The organism is Aeromonas sobria, from assembly GCF_050266975.1.
GTDB classification, from domain to species: domain Bacteria; phylum Pseudomonadota; class Gammaproteobacteria; order Enterobacterales; family Aeromonadaceae; genus Aeromonas; species Aeromonas sobria_B.
This window is the reverse complement of record NZ_JBKISU010000013.1, coordinates 59,195-75,767: the sequence shown is the minus strand read 5'-3', so window position 1 is coordinate 75,767 and position 16,573 is coordinate 59,195. Positions and strand designations below refer to the sequence as shown.

The following is a 16,573-nucleotide window of genomic DNA, read 5'->3' as shown; positions in this document are numbered from 1 at the left end:
AGGGCGTCGCCCTTCGTCATGGTCCTGTCATCAAACCGCCATACTGCCGTCATGGCTCCTCGCCGATAACGTGCGCATGACCTTGGTGCGCCAGGGGGAGTGGCAGGGGAGGGCGGGGCAGATGGCGTCTTTTTCGACGCCGTCCTCTATCTCGATCACACTTTCTTCATGAAATGTTCGTTTATCGCTTTTTAATGCTCTAATATGAGCGAAATCAAACATTGCCACGTTGGCGAACGCAAAAATAAGAAAGTAGGTGAACATGAGCGAACATTATGATCTGGTCGTCGTCGGTGGCGGTATCAATGGAGTCGGCATCGCGGCCGATGCGGCGGGTCGTGGCCTGAAAGTCGGTCTGTTCGAGGCTCATGATCTCGCCTCGGCGACCTCGTCCAACTCCAGCAAGCTGATCCACGGCGGCCTGCGCTATCTCGAGCATTACGAGTTCAGGCTGGTGAAAGAGGCCCTGGCGGAGCGGGAAGTGCTGCTCGCCATGGCGCCGCACATCGCCCGCCCCATGCGCTTTCGCCTGCCCCATCGCCCGCACCTGCGCCCGGCCTGGATGATCCGCGCCGGCCTCTTCCTCTATGACAACCTGGCCAAGCGCGACAGGCTCAAGGGCAGCTGCGGCGTGCGCCTCCTGCCCCAGGATGGCCTGGTCGCCGGGATCGACAAGGGATTCGAGTATTCGGATGCCTGGGTCGATGATGCCCGCCTGGTGGTGCTCAACGCCATGATGGCCCGCAGCAAAGGCGCCCAGGTGCAGACCCGCACCCGCTGCGTCAAGGCAGAGCGAGGCGACAAGCAGTGGACCCTGACCCTGGAGCGGGAAGGGGGGGAGCGTTTCACCGTCACCTGCAAGGGGCTGGTGAACGCGGCGGGCCCCTGGGTCAAGACCTTCTATGACGAGGGGATCCACGAAAAATCTCCCCGCGGCATTCGCCTCATCAAGGGCAGCCACATCATAGTGCCGCGCATCCACGAGCGCGAAGAGGCCTACATTCTGCAAAACGAGGATCACCGCATCGTCTTCGTCATCCCCTACCAGCAGGATTACTCCCTCATCGGCACCACGGACGTGGAGCACAAGGGCAGCGCCCGGGATGCCCACATCAGCGATGCGGAAGTGAACTACCTGTGCAACGTGGTCAATGCCCACTTTACCCGCAAGATAGCCCCCTCCGACGTGGTCTGGACCTACTCGGGTGTGCGTCCCCTGTGCGATGACGAGTCCGATTCCCCCCAGGCGGTGACCCGGGACTATACCCTGGAGCTGTCCGGCGATGCCGATGGCGCGCCCCTGCTGTCGGTGTTTGGCGGCAAGCTCACCACCTACCGCAAGCTGGCCCAGGCGGCGTGCCACAAGCTCAAGCCCTGGTTCAGCCAGATGGGAGAGGACTGGACTGCCACCAGCCGGTTGCCCGGCGGCGAGTTCGATTGCAGCACCCAGGAGCTGGCCCGCGCCTATATGCTCGAATTCGACTGGCTGGACGAGCGCAGTGCCCTGCGCATCAGCGAGGCTTACGGCAGCCAGGCCCGCCTCTGGCTGCAACAGGAGCGGGGTGAGCACTTTGGTGCCGGTCTGTACGAATCCGAGGTGCGCTACCTGCTGGAGTGTGAATGGGCCCACAGCCTGGAAGACATTCTGTGGCGTCGCAGCAAGCTGGGGCTGCGCCTGAACGCGGCCGAGCAGGCCCGGCTGCAAGCCTGGCTCGAGCAGTTCCATCACGCCCTGCCCCAGGCGATGTAACGGGATGAGGGACATGCCCCGGGCGTGTCCCTCGTCTCCGGCAGCGCTGCCGCCTGGGCAGTCATCATCTGCCCGTCATCTTTTTCCCATATAACAATAACCTGCCCCAGCCTCCGTCTACCGCCGGGGCTGGCGGTCTGACCGACCCTTCAAGACAACAAGAGCATCCAAGATGAAATCATTTGCCATCCCCCTGCTTGCCCTCTCCCTCGGCGCCAGCCTTTCTCTGCCTGCACTGGCCGCTGATGAAGGCAAAATCGTGATCGCCCACCGTGGCGCCTCCGGCTACCTGCCCGAGCACACCCTGGCGTCCAAGGCCCTGGCCTATGGCATGGGGGCCGACTATCTGGAGCAGGATCTGGTGATGACCAAGGATGACCAGCTGGTGGTGATGCACGATCACTTCCTCGATGGCATCACGGACGTGGCGACGCTCTTCCCCGGCCGCGCCCGCGCCGATGGTCGCTACTATGTGGTGGACTTCACCCTGGCCGAGGTGCGCTCCCTGCGCATGACCGAGCCCTTCCAGCTGGTGGACGGCAAGCAGGTGCCCGTCTATCCGGCCCGCTTCCCGCTGTGGCAGTCGGATTTTCGGATCCACACCTTCCAGGAAGAGATAGAGATGATCCAGGGGCTCAACAAGAGCACCGGCAAGCAGATCGGCATCTACCCGGAGATAAAAGCCCCCTGGCTGTTTCGCCACGAGGGCAAGGACATTTCGAAAGCCGTGCTCACCGTGCTCAAGGAGTACGGCTACACGGCCAAGGGCGACAAGGTCTACCTGCAGTGCTTCGATGCCAACGAGCTCAAGCGCATCAATGATGAGCTGATGCCCGCCATGGGGATGGACTTGAAACTGGTGCAGCTGATGGCCGAGACCGACTGGCACGAGACCATGGTCTATGATGCCAAGGGCCAGGCGATCCCCTATGACTACGACTGGATGTTCAAGCCGGGGGCCATGAAGACCATCGCCACCTATGCCGAGGGGATAGGTCCCTGGAAGCCCATGGTGGTCGCCGAGCCGGGTACCCCGGGCAAGCCGGTCATCACCGCCATGGTGAAGGAGGCCCACGCCGCGGGTCTGAAAGTGCATCCTTATACCTTCCGCCAGGACGAGGGCCAGATCCCGGCCTATGCCAAGGACTTCAACGACCTGCTCAACATCTTCCTCTATCAGGCGGATGTGGACGGGGTGTTCAGCGACTTCCCGGACAAGGCGGTGGAAGCCATCAAGGCTCACGGCAAATCATAAAAGAAGAGCAACAGGGGAGCGCGAGCGGGGCCAGGAGCCCCGCTTTTCATTGCGCGATAGCCAGGGGGTGGGATGGCGCTGCCGACGTCAGGGGCCACGGCCAGGGCAGAGGGTCCATATCATCGAGTGTAATTATTTGTTTACGATTTGCAGCTGTGCCGTCAACTTGCCAACCCTATCTTATCGCCATCTCGGCGCTGATCTTGGTCATTTATCCAGCTGACGAGCGCCTTTACCGCTGCTTGCACTTGATTCTTTGTTTTTCCTTGGTAAGGTGAGGGCGGTTGCGTAACAAGGCGCCTCTCGTGTAAACAAAATAATACACGTCGGCGCGTTTGGCTAAATACAGTAGAGAGAACGAGAAAATGCAAAGAGATCCCCTGAACAACATCCATATCCAGTCCGAACAAGTGATGATCACGCCTGCCCAGCTCAAGGAGAAACTGCCCATCTCCGATCGCGCCCTGGCATTCGTGCAAGGGGCCCGCAATACCATAGCCGACATCATCCATCGTCGCGATCACCGCCTGCTGGTGATCTGTGGACCCTGCTCCATCCACGACATGGACGCCGCCAAAGAGTACGCAACCAGACTCAAAGCGCTGCATGACGCCTATCAGGACTCTCTCTACATTGTCATGCGGGTCTACTTTGAGAAGCCGCGCACCACGGTCGGCTGGAAGGGCTTCATCAACGACCCCAATCTGGACGGCACCTTCGACGTGGAGCTGGGGCTGCACCGGGCCCGGGAGCTGCTCTGCTGGCTGGCGGAGCTGGAGTTGCCGCTGGCGACCGAGGCCCTGGACCCCATCAGCCCGCAATACCTGGCGGAGCTCTTCTCCTGGTCGGCCATCGGCGCCCGCACCACCGAATCCCAGACCCACAGGGAGATGGCCTCCGGCCTCTCCATGCCGGTCGGCTTCAAGAACGGCACGGACGGCAACCTGGGCACCGCCATCAATGCGCTGCAGGCGGCCTCCAGCCCTCACGCCTTCATGGGGATCAACCAGCAGGGTCAGGTCGCCCTGCTGCAGACCCAGGGCAACCCGGATGGTCACGTGATCCTGCGCGGCGGCAAGCACCCCAACTACGACTCGGTCAATGTGTCCCTGGCGGAAGAGGCGCTGGAGAAGGCGGGCCTGCTGCCCGGGCTGGTGGTGGATTGCAGCCACGGCAACTCCAGCAAGGATCACCGCCTGCAACCCAAGGTGGCGGACAACGTGATCCACCAGATCCAGGAGGGCAACCGCTCCATCATAGGGGTGATGCTCGAATCCAACCTGTTTGAAGGCAACCAGTCCAGCGAGCAGCCCAAGTGCGACATGCGCTACGGCGTCTCCATCACAGATGCCTGCATCGACTGGGACACCACGGACGCGCTGCTGGCTCGCTGCCACAGCCAGCTGGCCGCACCACTTTTGGCCAGATCCGGGCGTTAAGCCGTGGTATCTTGTCACAACGTATTGATTCACAAGGCGCCGCTTACTGGCGGCGCCGGCAGGGACTGGATATGGCACAAGAGTTGAACGCCCTCAGGGACAAGATAGATGCGGTGGACAAGCAGTTGCTCGATCTGCTGGCCGCCCGCCTGGCCCTGGTGGGAGAAGTGGGGGAGGTGAAGAGCCGGCACGGCCTGCCCATCTACGCGCCGGATCGGGAGGCGAGCATGCTGGCCCGCCGCCGGGAGGAAGCCGAGCGCCTCGGGGTGCCCGGGGATCTCATCGAGGACGTGCTGCGCCGTGTGATGCGCGAGTCCTATATCCTCGAGTCGACCAGTGACAAGGAACACCACTTCAAGTGCATGAAGCCGGAACTTGGCAAGGTGGTGATCATCGGCGGTCAGGGTCAGCTTGGCCGTCTGTTCAGCCAGCTGTTCAGCCTCTCTGGCTATCGGGTCGAGAGCCTGGAGCAGGCCGACTGGCCAAGGGCCGACGCTATCTTGCAAGGGGCCGGGCTGGTGATGGTGGCGGTGCCCATCGACGTCACCTGCCAGGTGATCGACCGGCTCGGCCAGCTGCCGGCGGATTGCCTGCTGGTGGACGTGACCAGCGTGAAAGCGGTGCCGCTCGAGCACATGCTGGCGGTGCACCAGGGACCTGTGCTGGGGCTGCACCCCATGTTCGGGCCGGATGTGGCGAGCCTCGCCAAGCAGGTGATCGTCTGCTGCCAGGGCCGTGACCCTTCAGCCAGCCAGTGGCTGCTGGATCAGATGACCATCTGGGGCGCGCGCTTGCAGCAGGTGGAGGCCAAGGCCCACGACGAGGCCATGACCCTCATTCAGGCGCTGCGCCACTTCGCCACCTTCGCCTACGGCTGGCACCTCTCCCGGGAGGGGGCGGATCTGGAGCGGCTGCTGGCCCTTAGCTCCCCCATCTACCGGCTGGAGCTGGCCATGGTGGGACGGCTGTTTGCCCAGGATCCCGAGCTGTACGCCGACATCATTCTCTCCTCACCCCAGAATCTGGCCATGGTGCGCCGCTACTTCGAGCGTTTTGGCGAAGGGCTGCATCTGCTGGAGCAGGGCGACAGGGCAGGCTTTATCGCCGCGTTTCGTCAGGTGTCCGACTTCTTCGGCCCCCATGCGGAGCAGTTCCTGAAAGAGAGCCGTCTGCTGCTGGCCCAGGCCAACGACAGACGCCACTATGGCTGAGGGCCTGTGACCACGACATAAGAAACAGCAGGGGCCCGCGGGCCCCTGCTGTTTTTTGGCACCTGTCAACCCTGGGAGGCTGGCAGGTAGAGCTCGGCACTGTCCCAGCCCAGCGGCAGGGTGAGCAGTTGATCGATCAGCTCCCGGCGATCGGATTTCTCCAGATAGGCGAGGTAGAGCGGACGACGCAGGGGCTGGCCTCCCTCCACCAGGTGCAGGCGCCCCTGCTCCAGGAAGGGGGTCAGCATCCGCCTTGGCAGGTAGGCGGCGCCGCCGTTGGCCAGCACGAATTGCAGCGCCATGCTGGCGGAGCTCGAATGCAGCACCGGGGTCTTCTGCAGGCTCTGCAACCGGCTCGGCTGAGGCTCGAAGCTGGTGCCCCAGTCGAGATGGATATGGGGCATCTGCATCAGGCTGTCGGCGCTGGCGGCCGGCTCCCGGCTCACCAGGTCGAACACCAGCTCGCCGATGGGATGCAGGGCTATCTCATCGATCTTGGTCGGCTCGGAGAGCAGGGCCAAGTCGAGGGAACGCTCCAGCAACTGGCGGCACAGGTGCTCGCGCGACGCGGTCTCGAGGCGTACCGCCAGGCCCGGTGCCAGGGCATAGACGTGGTTGAGCCAGTCGTTGAAATCCAGCTCCCAGAACACGGGAGGGGCGCCGATGGCGAGTTGCTGGCTGAAACCGGGGGAGAGGGCCACGTCCTGCTTGGCGCGGCCCAGGGTGTGCAAGATGGCGTCTGCGTAAGGGAGCAGACGCTCACCGGAGGCGGTCAGCCTGATGTTGTTGCGATGACGGGCAAACAGGCTGACCCCGAGTTGCTGCTCGAGCTGGCGGATGCGAAAACTCACCGCCGACTGGGTCAGGTAGAGATTCTCGGCGGCGCGGCCGAAGTGACGGGTCTTGCTGACTTCGATGAAGGTGCGCAGCAGTTCGGTATCCATCAGTCGAGGGACTCGTCACCGCCACCCGCGCTGCCACCGCCGCTGTCGAAGCTGTCCCCGGCATCGTCACTGGCGCCGCCGGCGACGGTGCACAGGCGATGCACCCGCTTGGGACCAATCACCTTGAGATACTTGAACCACACCTTGGCGTGGGGGTTGCTGCCAGCCTCACCGGCCTTGAGCTGCTCGGCAAAGGCGGTCTCCACCTCGTCCCGGGGCGCCAGATTGCCCTGGTAGATGGCCAGCATGGCGGTGCCGTGTTTTTCCAGACTGTCTGCTTCGGCGACGGTGAATTCACCACTGCGACGCAGGCCACGGGGAAAATGTTTGAAGTCGTTGAAACGCTTGTCTGATTCGAAGCTCATAGTGCTCTTGTTCTGGTTAGTTTGACCTTTGCGGGCAAGTATCATCAGGCTTTTACAGAGTGCAAAATCAATTTTTTCACTATATGGATAAAAATATCTTGTTGAACTTGTCGGCGTCGTGCCGACGGGAAACAGTTGGGGCCGTTTGATTAAAAAGTGAGAAAAATAACGGAGTTATGACGTATTTCGTCATGAGAATGTCACCGGAATACCCCTTTTTTTGCCAAGGAAAAGGGCGCACAGCGGCGCCCTTTGGGTGTCATTGTCAGCGCAGGCCGGCAGGGGCCAAACGGCTTGGGATCACTCGATCATCGCCGGCTGTGCCTGGGCATCGGCGCGCCACAGACGGTAGCGAACCTCGTACTCCTGGGGCACATAGATGACGAAGGGCAGCTTGGAGTTGTAGTTCACGAAGAAGCCCTGACCATAGATCTGGACGAAGCTCTCCTTCTGCTGACCCTCGGGGCAGGCCATCAGGGTGCTGATGGGGTCTGATACCTTGCCCAGGGTCAGGTAGTTGTACCCCCAGCCCTTGACGCTGTGCTGCTCCAGGTTGCCGGCGAAGCGGGGAACATTGCAGTCCACCTGCATCTTCTTGCCCACTTGCAGCTCGACCATCATGTCGGCCTCGTTCTCGACTTCCGGCAGACGGATCACGACACGTTCCTGGTTCACTTCGGCGGCCGGAAACATGCTGATATCAAATTTTTTCGGTTCGGCGGCGAAGGCATGGCCGCTCAGCAAGAAGGCGCCCAGCAGGCTAAAACGCAATACGGTTTTCATCTGTACCTCATGGGATTGGTCTATCGTCGCTAGACTAACCGCTCTGTGCCTTTCATACCAGCGCTCTGCCACGCAATTCCTGCCTGTTCGGCCACACAATGACGTGATCTGGTTATTTTCTGACGATGTGCCGAGCGGTCGTACCGATCCGGGGGGGAAACGGCTGGCAGAGCCTCTCTGCCAGCCGGGCACTCAGCGTACCAGCAGCACCTGCTTGGCCCAGGAACCGGGTGCGCGCATGCCGACGGCGCCACTGGTGATGTCCAGATAGGCGACGCCCCTGCTGGCGGGCACCGGGGTCGAGGACCAGAGGTAGACATAGCCGTCGTTCACCTCCTTCCCGTCCCCGGCCATGGCGTGGGGGAAGAGGGTTTCGTTGAGGGCGGGTTTGTAGCAGGCGGACTCCAGTATGCTGGTGAGCTCCTTGATGGTGGGCAGGCGCCAGTCGGTGTGGCCGCCAAAACCGTGGAGGGCATGGCTCGGTTCGGTGCGGATCCGCTCTGCGGTCAGCAGGGCCTGCTGCCAGTAGAGCCGGGTCGGCTCGCCGCTGCAGCTCCCATCTTGCCAGCGTTGGCCGAGCTGGCAGCGCATCCAGGTGAGGCCGGAGGCACGGTCGGTGACGGTGCCGTTGCCGCGATCCAGGAAGCGGGAGCTGGGACTGGTGCGGGGCAGGGTGTCGTCGCAGATGGCGATGGCCAGTGCCAGCGGGCTGCACAGGGTGAGCAGCAGGGTCAGAAGAGACTTGTTCATCGGGTTACCTCGGCCACCAGGCGCAGTTGCAGGACATTGACGTCATCAGGGTTTTGCACGGCAAAGGGGTAATCGGTGCCCGCATCCTCACCGAGGAACAGGGGACTGATGACCGCCAGGGGAACGCTCTCGAGGCGCCGGGACGGCGTCAGGGTTCGGGTCCAATAATTGCCGTCGAAGTAGCTGTTGGCGGTGCCGACGTCGGGGAAGTAACGCACATCCAGGGTGACCGGCTGGCCATCCTGGCGGGCGAGGGAGCCGTAGTGTTGCAGGCTGCCGAGCTCCTGGGCCGTGGGCAGGCGCCAGTGCCCTATGCCGCATAGCCGCTGCGCATTGAGCCACTGACGATACTGCTCGGTGGAGCAGATGGCCTCGCCGCTCGGGCAGGCTTCATCCAGTTCGGCTTGCAGGGGTTGATAGTCGTCGAGGGCCCAGGCGAAGACTTTGTGCAGATCCCGCGGACTGTCGGCATCTTCGAGCTTCTTCTCCCAGACGAGACCGGTATTGAGATCCTCCACGCACTCCCACTGGTCTGCATTGTCCGCCAGGGGTTGCCCCTTGCCGTCCAGCTTGCGATAGCGCAGGGGCGCCTGGTCCAGGCTCGCCTCCTGGCCCGGGTGATCGGCAGGCTCCTGGGTCAGCAGGTAATCCACCCCGTCCGTGTAGGTGGTGACGCCGCTGGCGGTCACCAGGGCCCTGGGTTGCTGCTGCGCCAGCACGCTGGCGAGCCGGGTCTGCTGGCTCAGCAGTTCTGGGCTGGCGGCGAAGTGGCGGGCGAGCTCGGGCAACAGGGTGACCAGCCCCTGCCAGATCTGGCGTTGGCGCTCTCCGGTGGCGAGGTCGGGCAGGGTGGCGACGTCAGCGCGCGCCGCCAGGGCCAGCTCGCCGAGGGCTCCATTGAACCCTTCCAGCTGCGCCAGGGCCGCGAGTCCCTGACCCGGTTGCAGGGGCGCCAGGGCGCGCAGCAGCTCGGTCAGGGCCTGGGCTGGTGGCAGCCCGTCCGCGACCCGGGTCTGCAACAGGGTGCTCAAGGGGGTGGGCGTCAGGGTCTGATCATCCAGGCGCGCCGCCGGGTGGGTCAGGGTCAGGGCGCCCGGATCCCGGGGGATGAACAGCAAGGGGCTGGTGAGCAGGCCGGGGGCGCTGGCGCTCAGCTGACGGGCGCCGGCCTCGCCACTGACCACTGGCTCGCCGGGCTCGCAACTGTCGTTCTGGTTCAGGTTGACGCACAGGGTGCCCGCCGCTGGCAGCTTGACCGTCAGACGGTAGTCGGGGGGCGTCAGGGGCGCCTCATCGGACTCGCCACCACCACAGGCGCTGAGCAGGGGGGCCAGCAGGCAGGCCAGCGGGGTCATTCTCATCTTTATTTCTTGTCCTTGGAGGGGCCTTGGCCCCTCTTTTTTGCTTTTATAGGGATGGATCAGGTGCGACGGCAGAGGCGGCGCCAGAGGGCCAGCGGCAGCAGCCAGAGCAGGTTGACAGTGCCGCCCCCGCTGCTGTCCGCGGTGTTGAAGTGGATGATGCCGTCATCCGGCGGGGCGACGGGCTCACCACACTGGGCGCCGATGCGTTGGCTGATGCTCCAGCCGTTGATGCGCCCCTGATTGCCCGGCTTGCTGTCCACCACTTCCAGGGTCCAGCGACCGGCCAGCGGCTCTCCCACCAGGGGAGTGAAGGGTTGCAGGGGCAGCAGCTCGGTGGGGAAGACCCCTTTGATCCGTGGCAACGGGCTGTAGCCCTTGTCCCAGATCTGGATGCGGGTGCCTGAGGGGGAGTTGAGCCAGATCTCCAGCTCATCGAGGGCCTGGTGCTGCAAGTCCAGGTTCAGTTGCAGGCGATCGCTCACCCTGGCGTCGCTTTTTTCCAGCACCAGGCTGGTTTCGCTGATGCCGCGCACCTCCTCGCTCTGGGCATCCTTGAGGGCCAGCGGCTGGCCGCTGGCCCGGCTGATGACGGGGGCGCCTATGGGCAGGGTGAGGGACTGCTGCCACTGACGCTCGGTCGGGCTGGTGCCGCTCATGGCGAGGCTTATCGGCAGGCTCACCTCGTCGCCACAGGTCAGCGGGCTGGTGGCCAGCAGCCGCAGGGTGGCGATGGTGCTGGCGCCGGCCGCCAGTGTGGTCGCTGACCAGGCCAGGGGATCGGCCTGCAAGCCGGCGGGCAGGGACAGGGTCAGGGCGTTGAGGGTCACCGGGGCGCTGCCGGGGTTGCTCAGGTTCAGCTGCACCGACTGGCGCTGATCCAGCACAAGGGCGCTGCCCTCGGCCAGCACGACGTTGACGGGGGCCTGCAACAGGCCGTGCTGGCGAAACGCCTGCTCCAGATGGCGGGCATAGGCGCGCGCCGGGTAGAGGCGGGTCGCCGTGTCCACTGTGATGCGGGCCAGCTGCGGCATGCGGATGGCGGGCCCCAAGCCGAAGTGAGACTCGATGATGAGGCGATCGAACTCGTCCCGGGCCGCGTCGCCGTGCTCGGCCACCGACGCCAGCAGGGCCTGGAACAGGGGAGTGCCCCAGAGCTGATCCCCGTTGCTGCCGTTGATGGTGCGGTGGGCCGGGTAGTGGTAGTCCGGGTGGTAGCGGGCCCGAACATCGTCCAGCTGGCGCGGGGTGCGGTCGGTGAAGCAGGCATCCCAGTTGAACACCATGGCGGGCTCGAACTGGCGGCCCGTCTCGCTGCGCTGGCGATGGCTGGCGGCCAGGAAGTCGCCGAAGCCCTCGCCGATGGCGCCCCAGTCCCCCTCCTCCCCGAGATCCGGCAGGATGTGGTGCTGCACGCCGTGGCCGAACTCGTGCCAGATCACCATGGGATCCTCGGCATCGGGCACGCCACTGCGACCCAGCTCCAGCCTGCGCTCGAACGGATCGTAGAGGGAGTTGTCCTGATAGCCTGCGTCGGTGTCGACGTCGAGGGCGCCGGGAATGAGGTCGGTGAAGCCGAGCGCCTTGAGGTGGCGCTGGGCCAAGTCCAGGTGGTAGTAGGCGTTGATGTCGGCAAAGCCCGGATCGTCCCGGGTCAGGCGAAAGGCCTGCTGGTTGTCTGCCCCGTAGGGGGCCGTGGTGGGCTCGATGGCATCCACTACCCTGGCGTGGGGGCCGCTCAGCACATAGTCCGTGCCCTGCAGGGTGACCGGCAGGGCCACCCGGTCCTGATAGGCGGCATCCGCCAGCACCAGGGCTTCGTGCCAGACCAGGCTGGCGTCTTGCAGCTGGGTGCGGGGATCGGGGTCGAACACCCGCGCCAGGACGCGCTGATCCCCCGCATCCGGGGGGCGCACTGCCTGGGTGCTGGCCTGATCGCCCCAGCGGCCGAGCTCGCGATCCCCCTCGCAACTGGCAAACAGCTGGACTCGGCTGGCCTTGGCATTGCCCGCCTTGTGCTCGCTCACCCGCAGGCGCAGGGCCGGTAACAGGGTGTCGCCGTCACGCCAGTACCAGGCTTCGACCTGTCCCAGCGGCGCTACCTGGCTGCCGTCGGCGCGCAGCTGGCCGAGCAGGGGATCCAGGCTGGTGCTGGCATCGCAGCCGGTTTCTGCGCTCTGCAGGGGGCGCAGATTGTGATAGAGGCGCCAGGGTCTGCCGGCACTGTCTATGCTGACGGCGGCCTGGGTGGTGGCTACCGGCAGGCCGTTCACCAGCATGCGGAAGCTGTAATGGTGGCCGAGCAGGCTGGCCCTGTCGTAGTCGGGGGCGAGCGTCACGCCCAGGCGCTGCTCGAGCCAGGCCTGGGGCGTGGTGGAGAGGGGTTGCTCGTCGACAAACTGCAGCTCGGCCGCCAGCAGGGGCTGGGCGAGCAGGGTCGCCGCCAGCCAGAGGGCCAGGGAGGAGGGTTTCATGGGTGACTCCAAAACAGAAAAGGTGAAGGCGGACATCAGTGACCGACCCCGGCCAGGGAGAGCAGGAAGGCATACTCCCGGGCCGCGTTCAGCTCGGCCGTGCGGGGATTGGCCAGGTGGCCCCCCTCGAGCTCGGTGTGCAGCAGATAGGGGCCCGTTCCTGTGCTGTGGGCTCGCAGGCGGGCCAGCCACTTGAGGGGCTCCCAGTAGGGGACCTGGCTGTCGTGCAGCCCGGCCGTCACATAGAGGGGCGGGTAGGGGGCCGGGTGCAGGTTGTCGTAGGGGCTCAGGCGGGCCATGGCCGCATGGTCGGCCGGGATGGCCGGGTTGCCCCATTCGGCGTACTCCTGGCGGGTGAGGGGCAGCTCGGGATCCGCCATGGTGCCCAGCAGGTCGACGAAGGGCACCTGCAGCACGGCCCCGGCGAAGCGGGTCGGCGCCTGATTGAGGGCCGCGGCCACCAGCAGGCCGCCGGCGCTGCCCCCCATGGCGAACAGCCGGGCGGGATCGATGGCGGGATCCCGGGCCAGGCTCTCTGCCACCGCCAGGAAGTCATCCACGCTCTGTTGCTTGCGCTGGCCGCGACCCTCCTTGTACCAGGCCTCCCCCAGCAGGCCGCCGCCGCGTACATGGGCGATGGCGTAGACGAAGCCGCGATCCAGCAGGCTCAGCACCCTGGGCTGGTAGTAGGGGCGCATGGGGGTGCCGTAGGCGCCATAGCCGTAGAGCAGCAGCGCCTTGGGGGCCTGAATGTCCTTGCGCCACACCAGGGAGACGGGCACCCGGGCCCCATCCTTGCCCACTACCCAGTGCCGCTCGCTTTGGTAGGGAGAGGAGGAGGCCGGCTGCCCCTGGCGCCAGCTGCCGGAGGCGAGATCCAGCCAGCGCTGGTGCGGCGCTTCGGCCATGCCCTGGCGGCGGATCAGGATCTGCTGGCTGGCGGGATCATGGGCCCCCTGGATCCAGGCCGTGCCGGCCCCGTCGGTGAGCGTCAGGCTGTGGGTCAGCTTGCCGCCGGCATCCAGCACATCGAGCCAGTCGTCCCCGGCCTTGCGGTATTGCAGCACGGTGTGGCGGGCAAACAGGCGCCACTTCTCGAGATCCTTTCCCTCGCCGGACCAGAGGGGTTGCCAGGGCCCGGTTGCGACCTGAGCCAGGCTGGGCGCCTGATAGAGGCCCATGGCCCCGTCCCGGTTGCTTTTTAGCAGCACCCGCTCTCCCTGGGTATCCAGGTAGTATTCGAGGCCGGGCTGGCGTGCCTTGATGAGCACGGCCTTGCCCTTATCCAGCAGGTACTGCTCAGAGCTGTCGTGGTTGTTGCTCTGCAAGATGAGGTGGCGGTTGTCCGTGGTGCGATAGAGGCTGAGCAGCCAGGCGGGATCGGCCTCCTGGTGCACCAGCGCCTCCTTGCCTGCCTGCCAGGCCCACAGTTGCCAGGGGCGCAGGGTGTGGCGCTCGTTGGCGACCGTATAGAGGGTCTTGCCATCCAGGCTCCAGAGCAGATCGCTGGCGCGGTGTGGCAAAGAGGCGAGCGTCTCGCCGCTCGCCAGATCCAGCAAGGTGATGCGGTAGTCCCTGTCCCCTCGGTGGTCTTCGGCCAGGGCAAGCAGGCGGCCATCCGGATGCAGGGCCCAGGCGGCAACCTCGTAGTAACCCTGAGCGGGCTGACGGGGGGCCAGCCGCTGGCGGGGGGCGGAGCCTGCGTCGCTGCGCTGCCACAGGCTGCCGTCCGCCTTCATGCGCCACTGGCTGCCGGCCTCGGTCAGCCACTCCTCTGGCAGGGGCTCGCCCCGCTCTCTGGCCTGCCACTCGGCTTGCAGCGTTTTCGCGAGCGGCTGCTGGCCGGCGAGCTGCTGTTCGGTCCAGCGGTTCTGCTCGCGCAGCAGCGCCAGCAGCTCGGGGGCGCGGCGACTGTCGTCACGCCAGCCGCCATAGGGATCGAGGCGGGCTATCTCCCCCTTCATCAGCAGTGGGTGCTCGGGGATAAGGGGCGCGGCCTCCTGGGTTGCCTCAGGAAGCGGGGCGGCAGGGGTCGGGGTGGCCAGCAGGCTGGCCAGTAGAAGCAGGCTGTGCATCAGATCCCCACGAAGGTGTAGCGCAGGCTGGCACTGACGGTGCGCCCGCTCTGGGTGAAGAGTCCGGCGTCGGTACCGGCTTCCAGCCCGGCCACATCCTGATAGCGGGTGTAGCGGGTGTCGAACAGGTTGTCGAGCTTGAAGTTGACCTTGAGGGCATCGGTGATCAGCCAGTCCGCCGTCATGGCGAGGCTGAACCAGCCCGCGCTGGTGAGGCAGGCATCCTGGCTCTTGGTCAGGCTGTTGCCGCAGCTGGGCACCCGGTTCATGGCGGCGGCGTAGTCCGCCTGCACCCCCAGGCTCCAATCATTGGTCTGGTAGCTCAGGCGGGTGTTGCCCTCGAGAGGGGTCAGGGTGCGCAGCGCCTCGCCCTGGCTGTCTTGCCCGTCGACCCAGCCGAGCTTGGTGGCCAGCTCCCACTCCTGGGTCAGCCAGTAGCTGGCGGCGAGTTCCGCGCCCCAGGTCTCGGCCTTGGCCACGTTGCGGTACTGGCGCAGTATGACGCCGTCACTCAGGCGCAGCCCCACCTCGCGCCAGTCGATGAAGTTGTAGTAGCGGTTGTAGAAGAGGGCGGGCTTGATGCTCCAGTTGTCCCCCTCGCCACTGAGTCCCCATTCGAAGCTGTGGCTGGTCTCCTCCTTCAGATCCGTGTTGGCGATGATCTGGAACGGCGGCAGGGCGAAGTAGTGGGGAATGTTGCCGTACACCTTGTCGTAGGAGGGCGCCCGGAAGCCGTTGGCATAGCTGAGCCAGCTGCGCCACTGCTCGTTGAAGCGGTAGCTGGTGGCCAGGCTCGGGGAGAGGTGCCAGCTGTGGTTCTCCCCCTGATTGCCATCTTGCGGGCGCAGCCACTGGTGATCCATGCGCAGGGTGGGGGTGAATTGCCACCGGCCCAGGGTCGCCACGTCGCCGAGCCAGATGCCGGCCCGGTCGGTGCGGGCACTGCTGAAGGGCTCGGACTGGCTGGGCTGGGGCACCCCCGCCTCCAGGCTCAGCTTCTCCACCGGTCGCTCGTGGCGGGTACGCTCCAGCTCGACGCCGTAGCTCAGCTGGTGGGCAAGGTCGCCGGTGACGAGATCCCGGCGCACGTCCAGCTCGCTGCCAACGCGCACTTCGGTGAAGGTGGCGAGCTCCCGCTCGCTGCGATAGCGCGGATAACCGCTCAGCAGGTCGTTTTGCAGCAGGCTGCGCTTGTTGGCGCTGTTTTTGGCGTGATTGCCGTAGAGGCTCCAGGTGAACTGATCCGCCAGCAGGCTGCCGAGATCCTTTGCCTCCCAGCCAAGTTTGCCCCCCTGGGTGCGCTGGCTGCCCTGCTCGCTGTATTGGCGCACCTGCCACTTGCCATCGGGCTGGGGCACTTCGCGCGGTCCCTGATCCCGCTTGGCATTGTCCTCGAAATAGTCGAGCTCGAGGCGCAGCAGGTGGCGATCGCTTAACGGGACGCGGGAGCTGGTGGAGGCGCTGAAACCGTCCAGATCCGCCGGGATGCGGCTCTCGTCATAGTTGGCGGTCTCGTGCCCCTGCCAGCCGGAGAGGCGCAGCAGGTGCTCGCTATCCAGCAGCCGGGCGGCGCCGGTGGCGCTCAGCTTCTGCTTGTCGCTGCCGCCGTCCTGCAACACCTTGCTGGCGAGATAGGCATCCTGCCCCTGCAGGTAATCTTCCGGCTGCTTGGTGCTGATGACGATGGTGCCGCCGATGGCGTCCGAGCCATGGAGGGAGGAGCCGGCGCCCTTGGCGACCTCGATCTGCTTGACGTCATCGAGATCGAAGCTGAAGCGGCCCACCTTGTCGTTGAGGTCGTCGGCGCCGAAGCCGTCGCTGACCCGCACCCCATCCTTGATGATGAGCACCCGGTTGCCGCCCATGCCGCGGATGATGATGTTCTGCGGTCGGCCGGCGGAGCCGGTCACCGAGACGCCGGGCTCGTTCTTGAACAGGTCGGTGAGCTCGGTGGCGACCTGGCGATCCAGATTTTCTTCGGTGATGACGGTGATGGAGCCGGAGACATCGGACAGCTTCTGCTCGACGCGTTGTCCCTTGACCATGATGGTCTCATGGGCCTGGGGGAGGGGGGCGGGCGAGCCGGTCTGGCCCGGCTCGCTGGCGGCCAGGGCTGTCCCGGACAGCAGCATGGGCCAGTAATAAACGGGTGGTTTCATAAATGAT

At 65.2% G+C, this 16,573-nt stretch carries 13 protein-coding genes; 4 read left to right on the top strand and 9 right to left on the bottom strand.

All coding sequences use genetic code 11. From position 1 onward, the window contains the following. Nucleotides 1-30: 30 nt before the first annotated feature. Nucleotides 31-264, bottom strand: a complete 234-nt coding sequence (locus ACLHZ1_RS09460) for a hypothetical protein (RefSeq protein WP_408796898.1) — start codon at nt 262-264, stop codon at nt 31-33. Between ACLHZ1_RS09460 and glpD the strand changes: the two genes are divergently transcribed. The 4 genes from glpD to tyrA all read left to right on the top strand — a co-directional run bounded on the left by glpD (nt 263) and on the right by tyrA (nt 5,655). Next, entirely contained in the window at nt 263-1,750 is a 1,488-nt protein-coding gene (gene glpD / locus ACLHZ1_RS09455) for a glycerol-3-phosphate dehydrogenase (RefSeq protein WP_427261875.1), read from the top strand. The genes ACLHZ1_RS09460 and glpD overlap by 2 nt on opposite strands. Before the next feature lie 172 nt (nt 1,751-1,922). Next, nucleotides 1,923-3,005 carry a glycerophosphodiester phosphodiesterase gene (glpQ, locus tag ACLHZ1_RS09450; protein WP_427261874.1) on the top strand — a complete coding sequence of 361 codons (1,083 nt, stop codon included), beginning with the start codon at nt 1,923-1,925 and terminating at the stop codon, nt 3,003-3,005. A gap of 365 nt (nt 3,006-3,370) precedes the next feature. Further along, nucleotides 3,371-4,444 (top strand): 3-deoxy-7-phosphoheptulonate synthase, encoded by a 1,074-nt coding sequence (locus ACLHZ1_RS09445; RefSeq protein WP_427261873.1) that lies wholly within the window; start codon nt 3,371-3,373, stop codon nt 4,442-4,444. A gap of 71 nt (nt 4,445-4,515) precedes the next feature. Continuing rightward, nucleotides 4,516-5,655, top strand: coding sequence for a bifunctional chorismate mutase/prephenate dehydrogenase (tyrA, locus tag ACLHZ1_RS09440; protein WP_427261872.1), 1,140 nt, complete (start codon nt 4,516-4,518; stop codon nt 5,653-5,655). Nucleotides 5,656-5,720: 65 nt separating this feature from the next. On the opposite strand, the gene hdfR is transcribed toward tyrA, so the two are convergent. The 8 genes from hdfR to ACLHZ1_RS09400 all read right to left on the bottom strand — a co-directional run bounded on the left by hdfR (nt 5,721) and on the right by ACLHZ1_RS09400 (nt 16,566). Next, a complete protein-coding gene (gene hdfR, locus ACLHZ1_RS09435; RefSeq protein ID WP_408796903.1) occupies nt 5,721-6,599 on the bottom strand; it encodes an HTH-type transcriptional regulator HdfR in 879 nt (292 codons plus the stop codon). Then, nucleotides 6,599-6,964, bottom strand: coding sequence for a DUF413 domain-containing protein (gene maoP / locus ACLHZ1_RS09430; protein ID WP_427261871.1), 366 nt, complete (start codon nt 6,962-6,964; stop codon nt 6,599-6,601). Before maoP ends, hdfR begins: the two co-directional genes overlap by 1 nt. Before the next feature lie 300 nt (nt 6,965-7,264). Beyond that, nucleotides 7,265-7,747, bottom strand: coding sequence for a serine protease inhibitor ecotin (gene eco, locus ACLHZ1_RS09425; protein ID WP_427261870.1), 483 nt, complete (start codon nt 7,745-7,747; stop codon nt 7,265-7,267). A 192-nt stretch (nt 7,748-7,939) separates the two neighbouring features. Continuing rightward, complete coding sequence (locus ACLHZ1_RS09420; RefSeq protein WP_427261869.1) at nt 7,940-8,497, bottom strand: DUF1566 domain-containing protein; 558 nt, start codon at nt 8,495-8,497, stop codon at nt 7,940-7,942. Next, a complete protein-coding gene (locus ACLHZ1_RS09415; protein WP_427261906.1) occupies nt 8,494-9,852 on the bottom strand; it encodes a DUF1566 domain-containing protein in 1,359 nt (452 codons plus the stop codon). Before ACLHZ1_RS09415 ends, ACLHZ1_RS09420 begins: the two co-directional genes overlap by 4 nt. Before the next feature lie 65 nt (nt 9,853-9,917). Next, a complete protein-coding gene (locus ACLHZ1_RS09410) occupies nt 9,918-12,332 on the bottom strand; it encodes a proprotein convertase P-domain-containing protein (protein WP_427261868.1) in 2,415 nt (804 codons plus the stop codon). Between the two features lie 35 nt (nt 12,333-12,367). Continuing rightward, a complete protein-coding gene (locus tag ACLHZ1_RS09405; RefSeq protein ID WP_427261867.1) occupies nt 12,368-14,407 on the bottom strand; it encodes a prolyl oligopeptidase family serine peptidase in 2,040 nt (679 codons plus the stop codon). Next, a complete protein-coding gene (locus tag ACLHZ1_RS09400) occupies nt 14,407-16,566 on the bottom strand; it encodes a TonB-dependent hemoglobin/transferrin/lactoferrin family receptor (RefSeq protein WP_427261866.1) in 2,160 nt (719 codons plus the stop codon). Before ACLHZ1_RS09400 ends, ACLHZ1_RS09405 begins: the two co-directional genes overlap by 1 nt. Nucleotides 16,567-16,573 lie beyond the last annotated feature (7 nt).

Bases quoted from the DNA above. Each gene is read 5' to 3' on its own strand.
- tyrA (WP_427261872.1), top strand. From the start codon at position 4,516: ATGGCACAAGAGTTGAACGCCCTCAGGGACAAGATAGATGCGGTGGAC.
- ACLHZ1_RS09460 (WP_408796898.1), bottom strand. From the start codon at position 264: ATGTTCACCTACTTTCTTATTTTTGCGTTCGCCAACGTGGCAATGTTT.
- eco (WP_427261870.1), bottom strand. From the start codon at position 7,747: ATGAAAACCGTATTGCGTTTTAGCCTGCTGGGCGCCTTCTTGCTGAGC.
- ACLHZ1_RS09400 (WP_427261866.1), bottom strand. From the start codon at position 16,566: ATGAAACCACCCGTTTATTACTGGCCCATGCTGCTGTCCGGGACAGCC.
- maoP (WP_427261871.1), bottom strand. From the start codon at position 6,964: ATGAGCTTCGAATCAGACAAGCGTTTCAACGACTTCAAACATTTTCCC.
- ACLHZ1_RS09415 (WP_427261906.1), bottom strand. From the start codon at position 9,852: ATGACCCCGCTGGCCTGCCTGCTGGCCCCCCTGCTCAGCGCCTGTGGT.
- ACLHZ1_RS09410 (WP_427261868.1), bottom strand. From the start codon at position 12,332: ATGAAACCCTCCTCCCTGGCCCTCTGGCTGGCGGCGACCCTGCTCGCC.
- glpD (WP_427261875.1), top strand. From the start codon at position 263: ATGAGCGAACATTATGATCTGGTCGTCGTCGGTGGCGGTATCAATGGA.
- ACLHZ1_RS09420 (WP_427261869.1), bottom strand. From the start codon at position 8,497: ATGAACAAGTCTCTTCTGACCCTGCTGCTCACCCTGTGCAGCCCGCTG.
- hdfR (WP_408796903.1), bottom strand. From the start codon at position 6,599: ATGGATACCGAACTGCTGCGCACCTTCATCGAAGTCAGCAAGACCCGT.
- glpQ (WP_427261874.1), top strand. From the start codon at position 1,923: ATGAAATCATTTGCCATCCCCCTGCTTGCCCTCTCCCTCGGCGCCAGC.
- ACLHZ1_RS09445 (WP_427261873.1), top strand. From the start codon at position 3,371: ATGCAAAGAGATCCCCTGAACAACATCCATATCCAGTCCGAACAAGTG.
- ACLHZ1_RS09405 (WP_427261867.1), bottom strand. From the start codon at position 14,407: ATGCACAGCCTGCTTCTACTGGCCAGCCTGCTGGCCACCCCGACCCCT.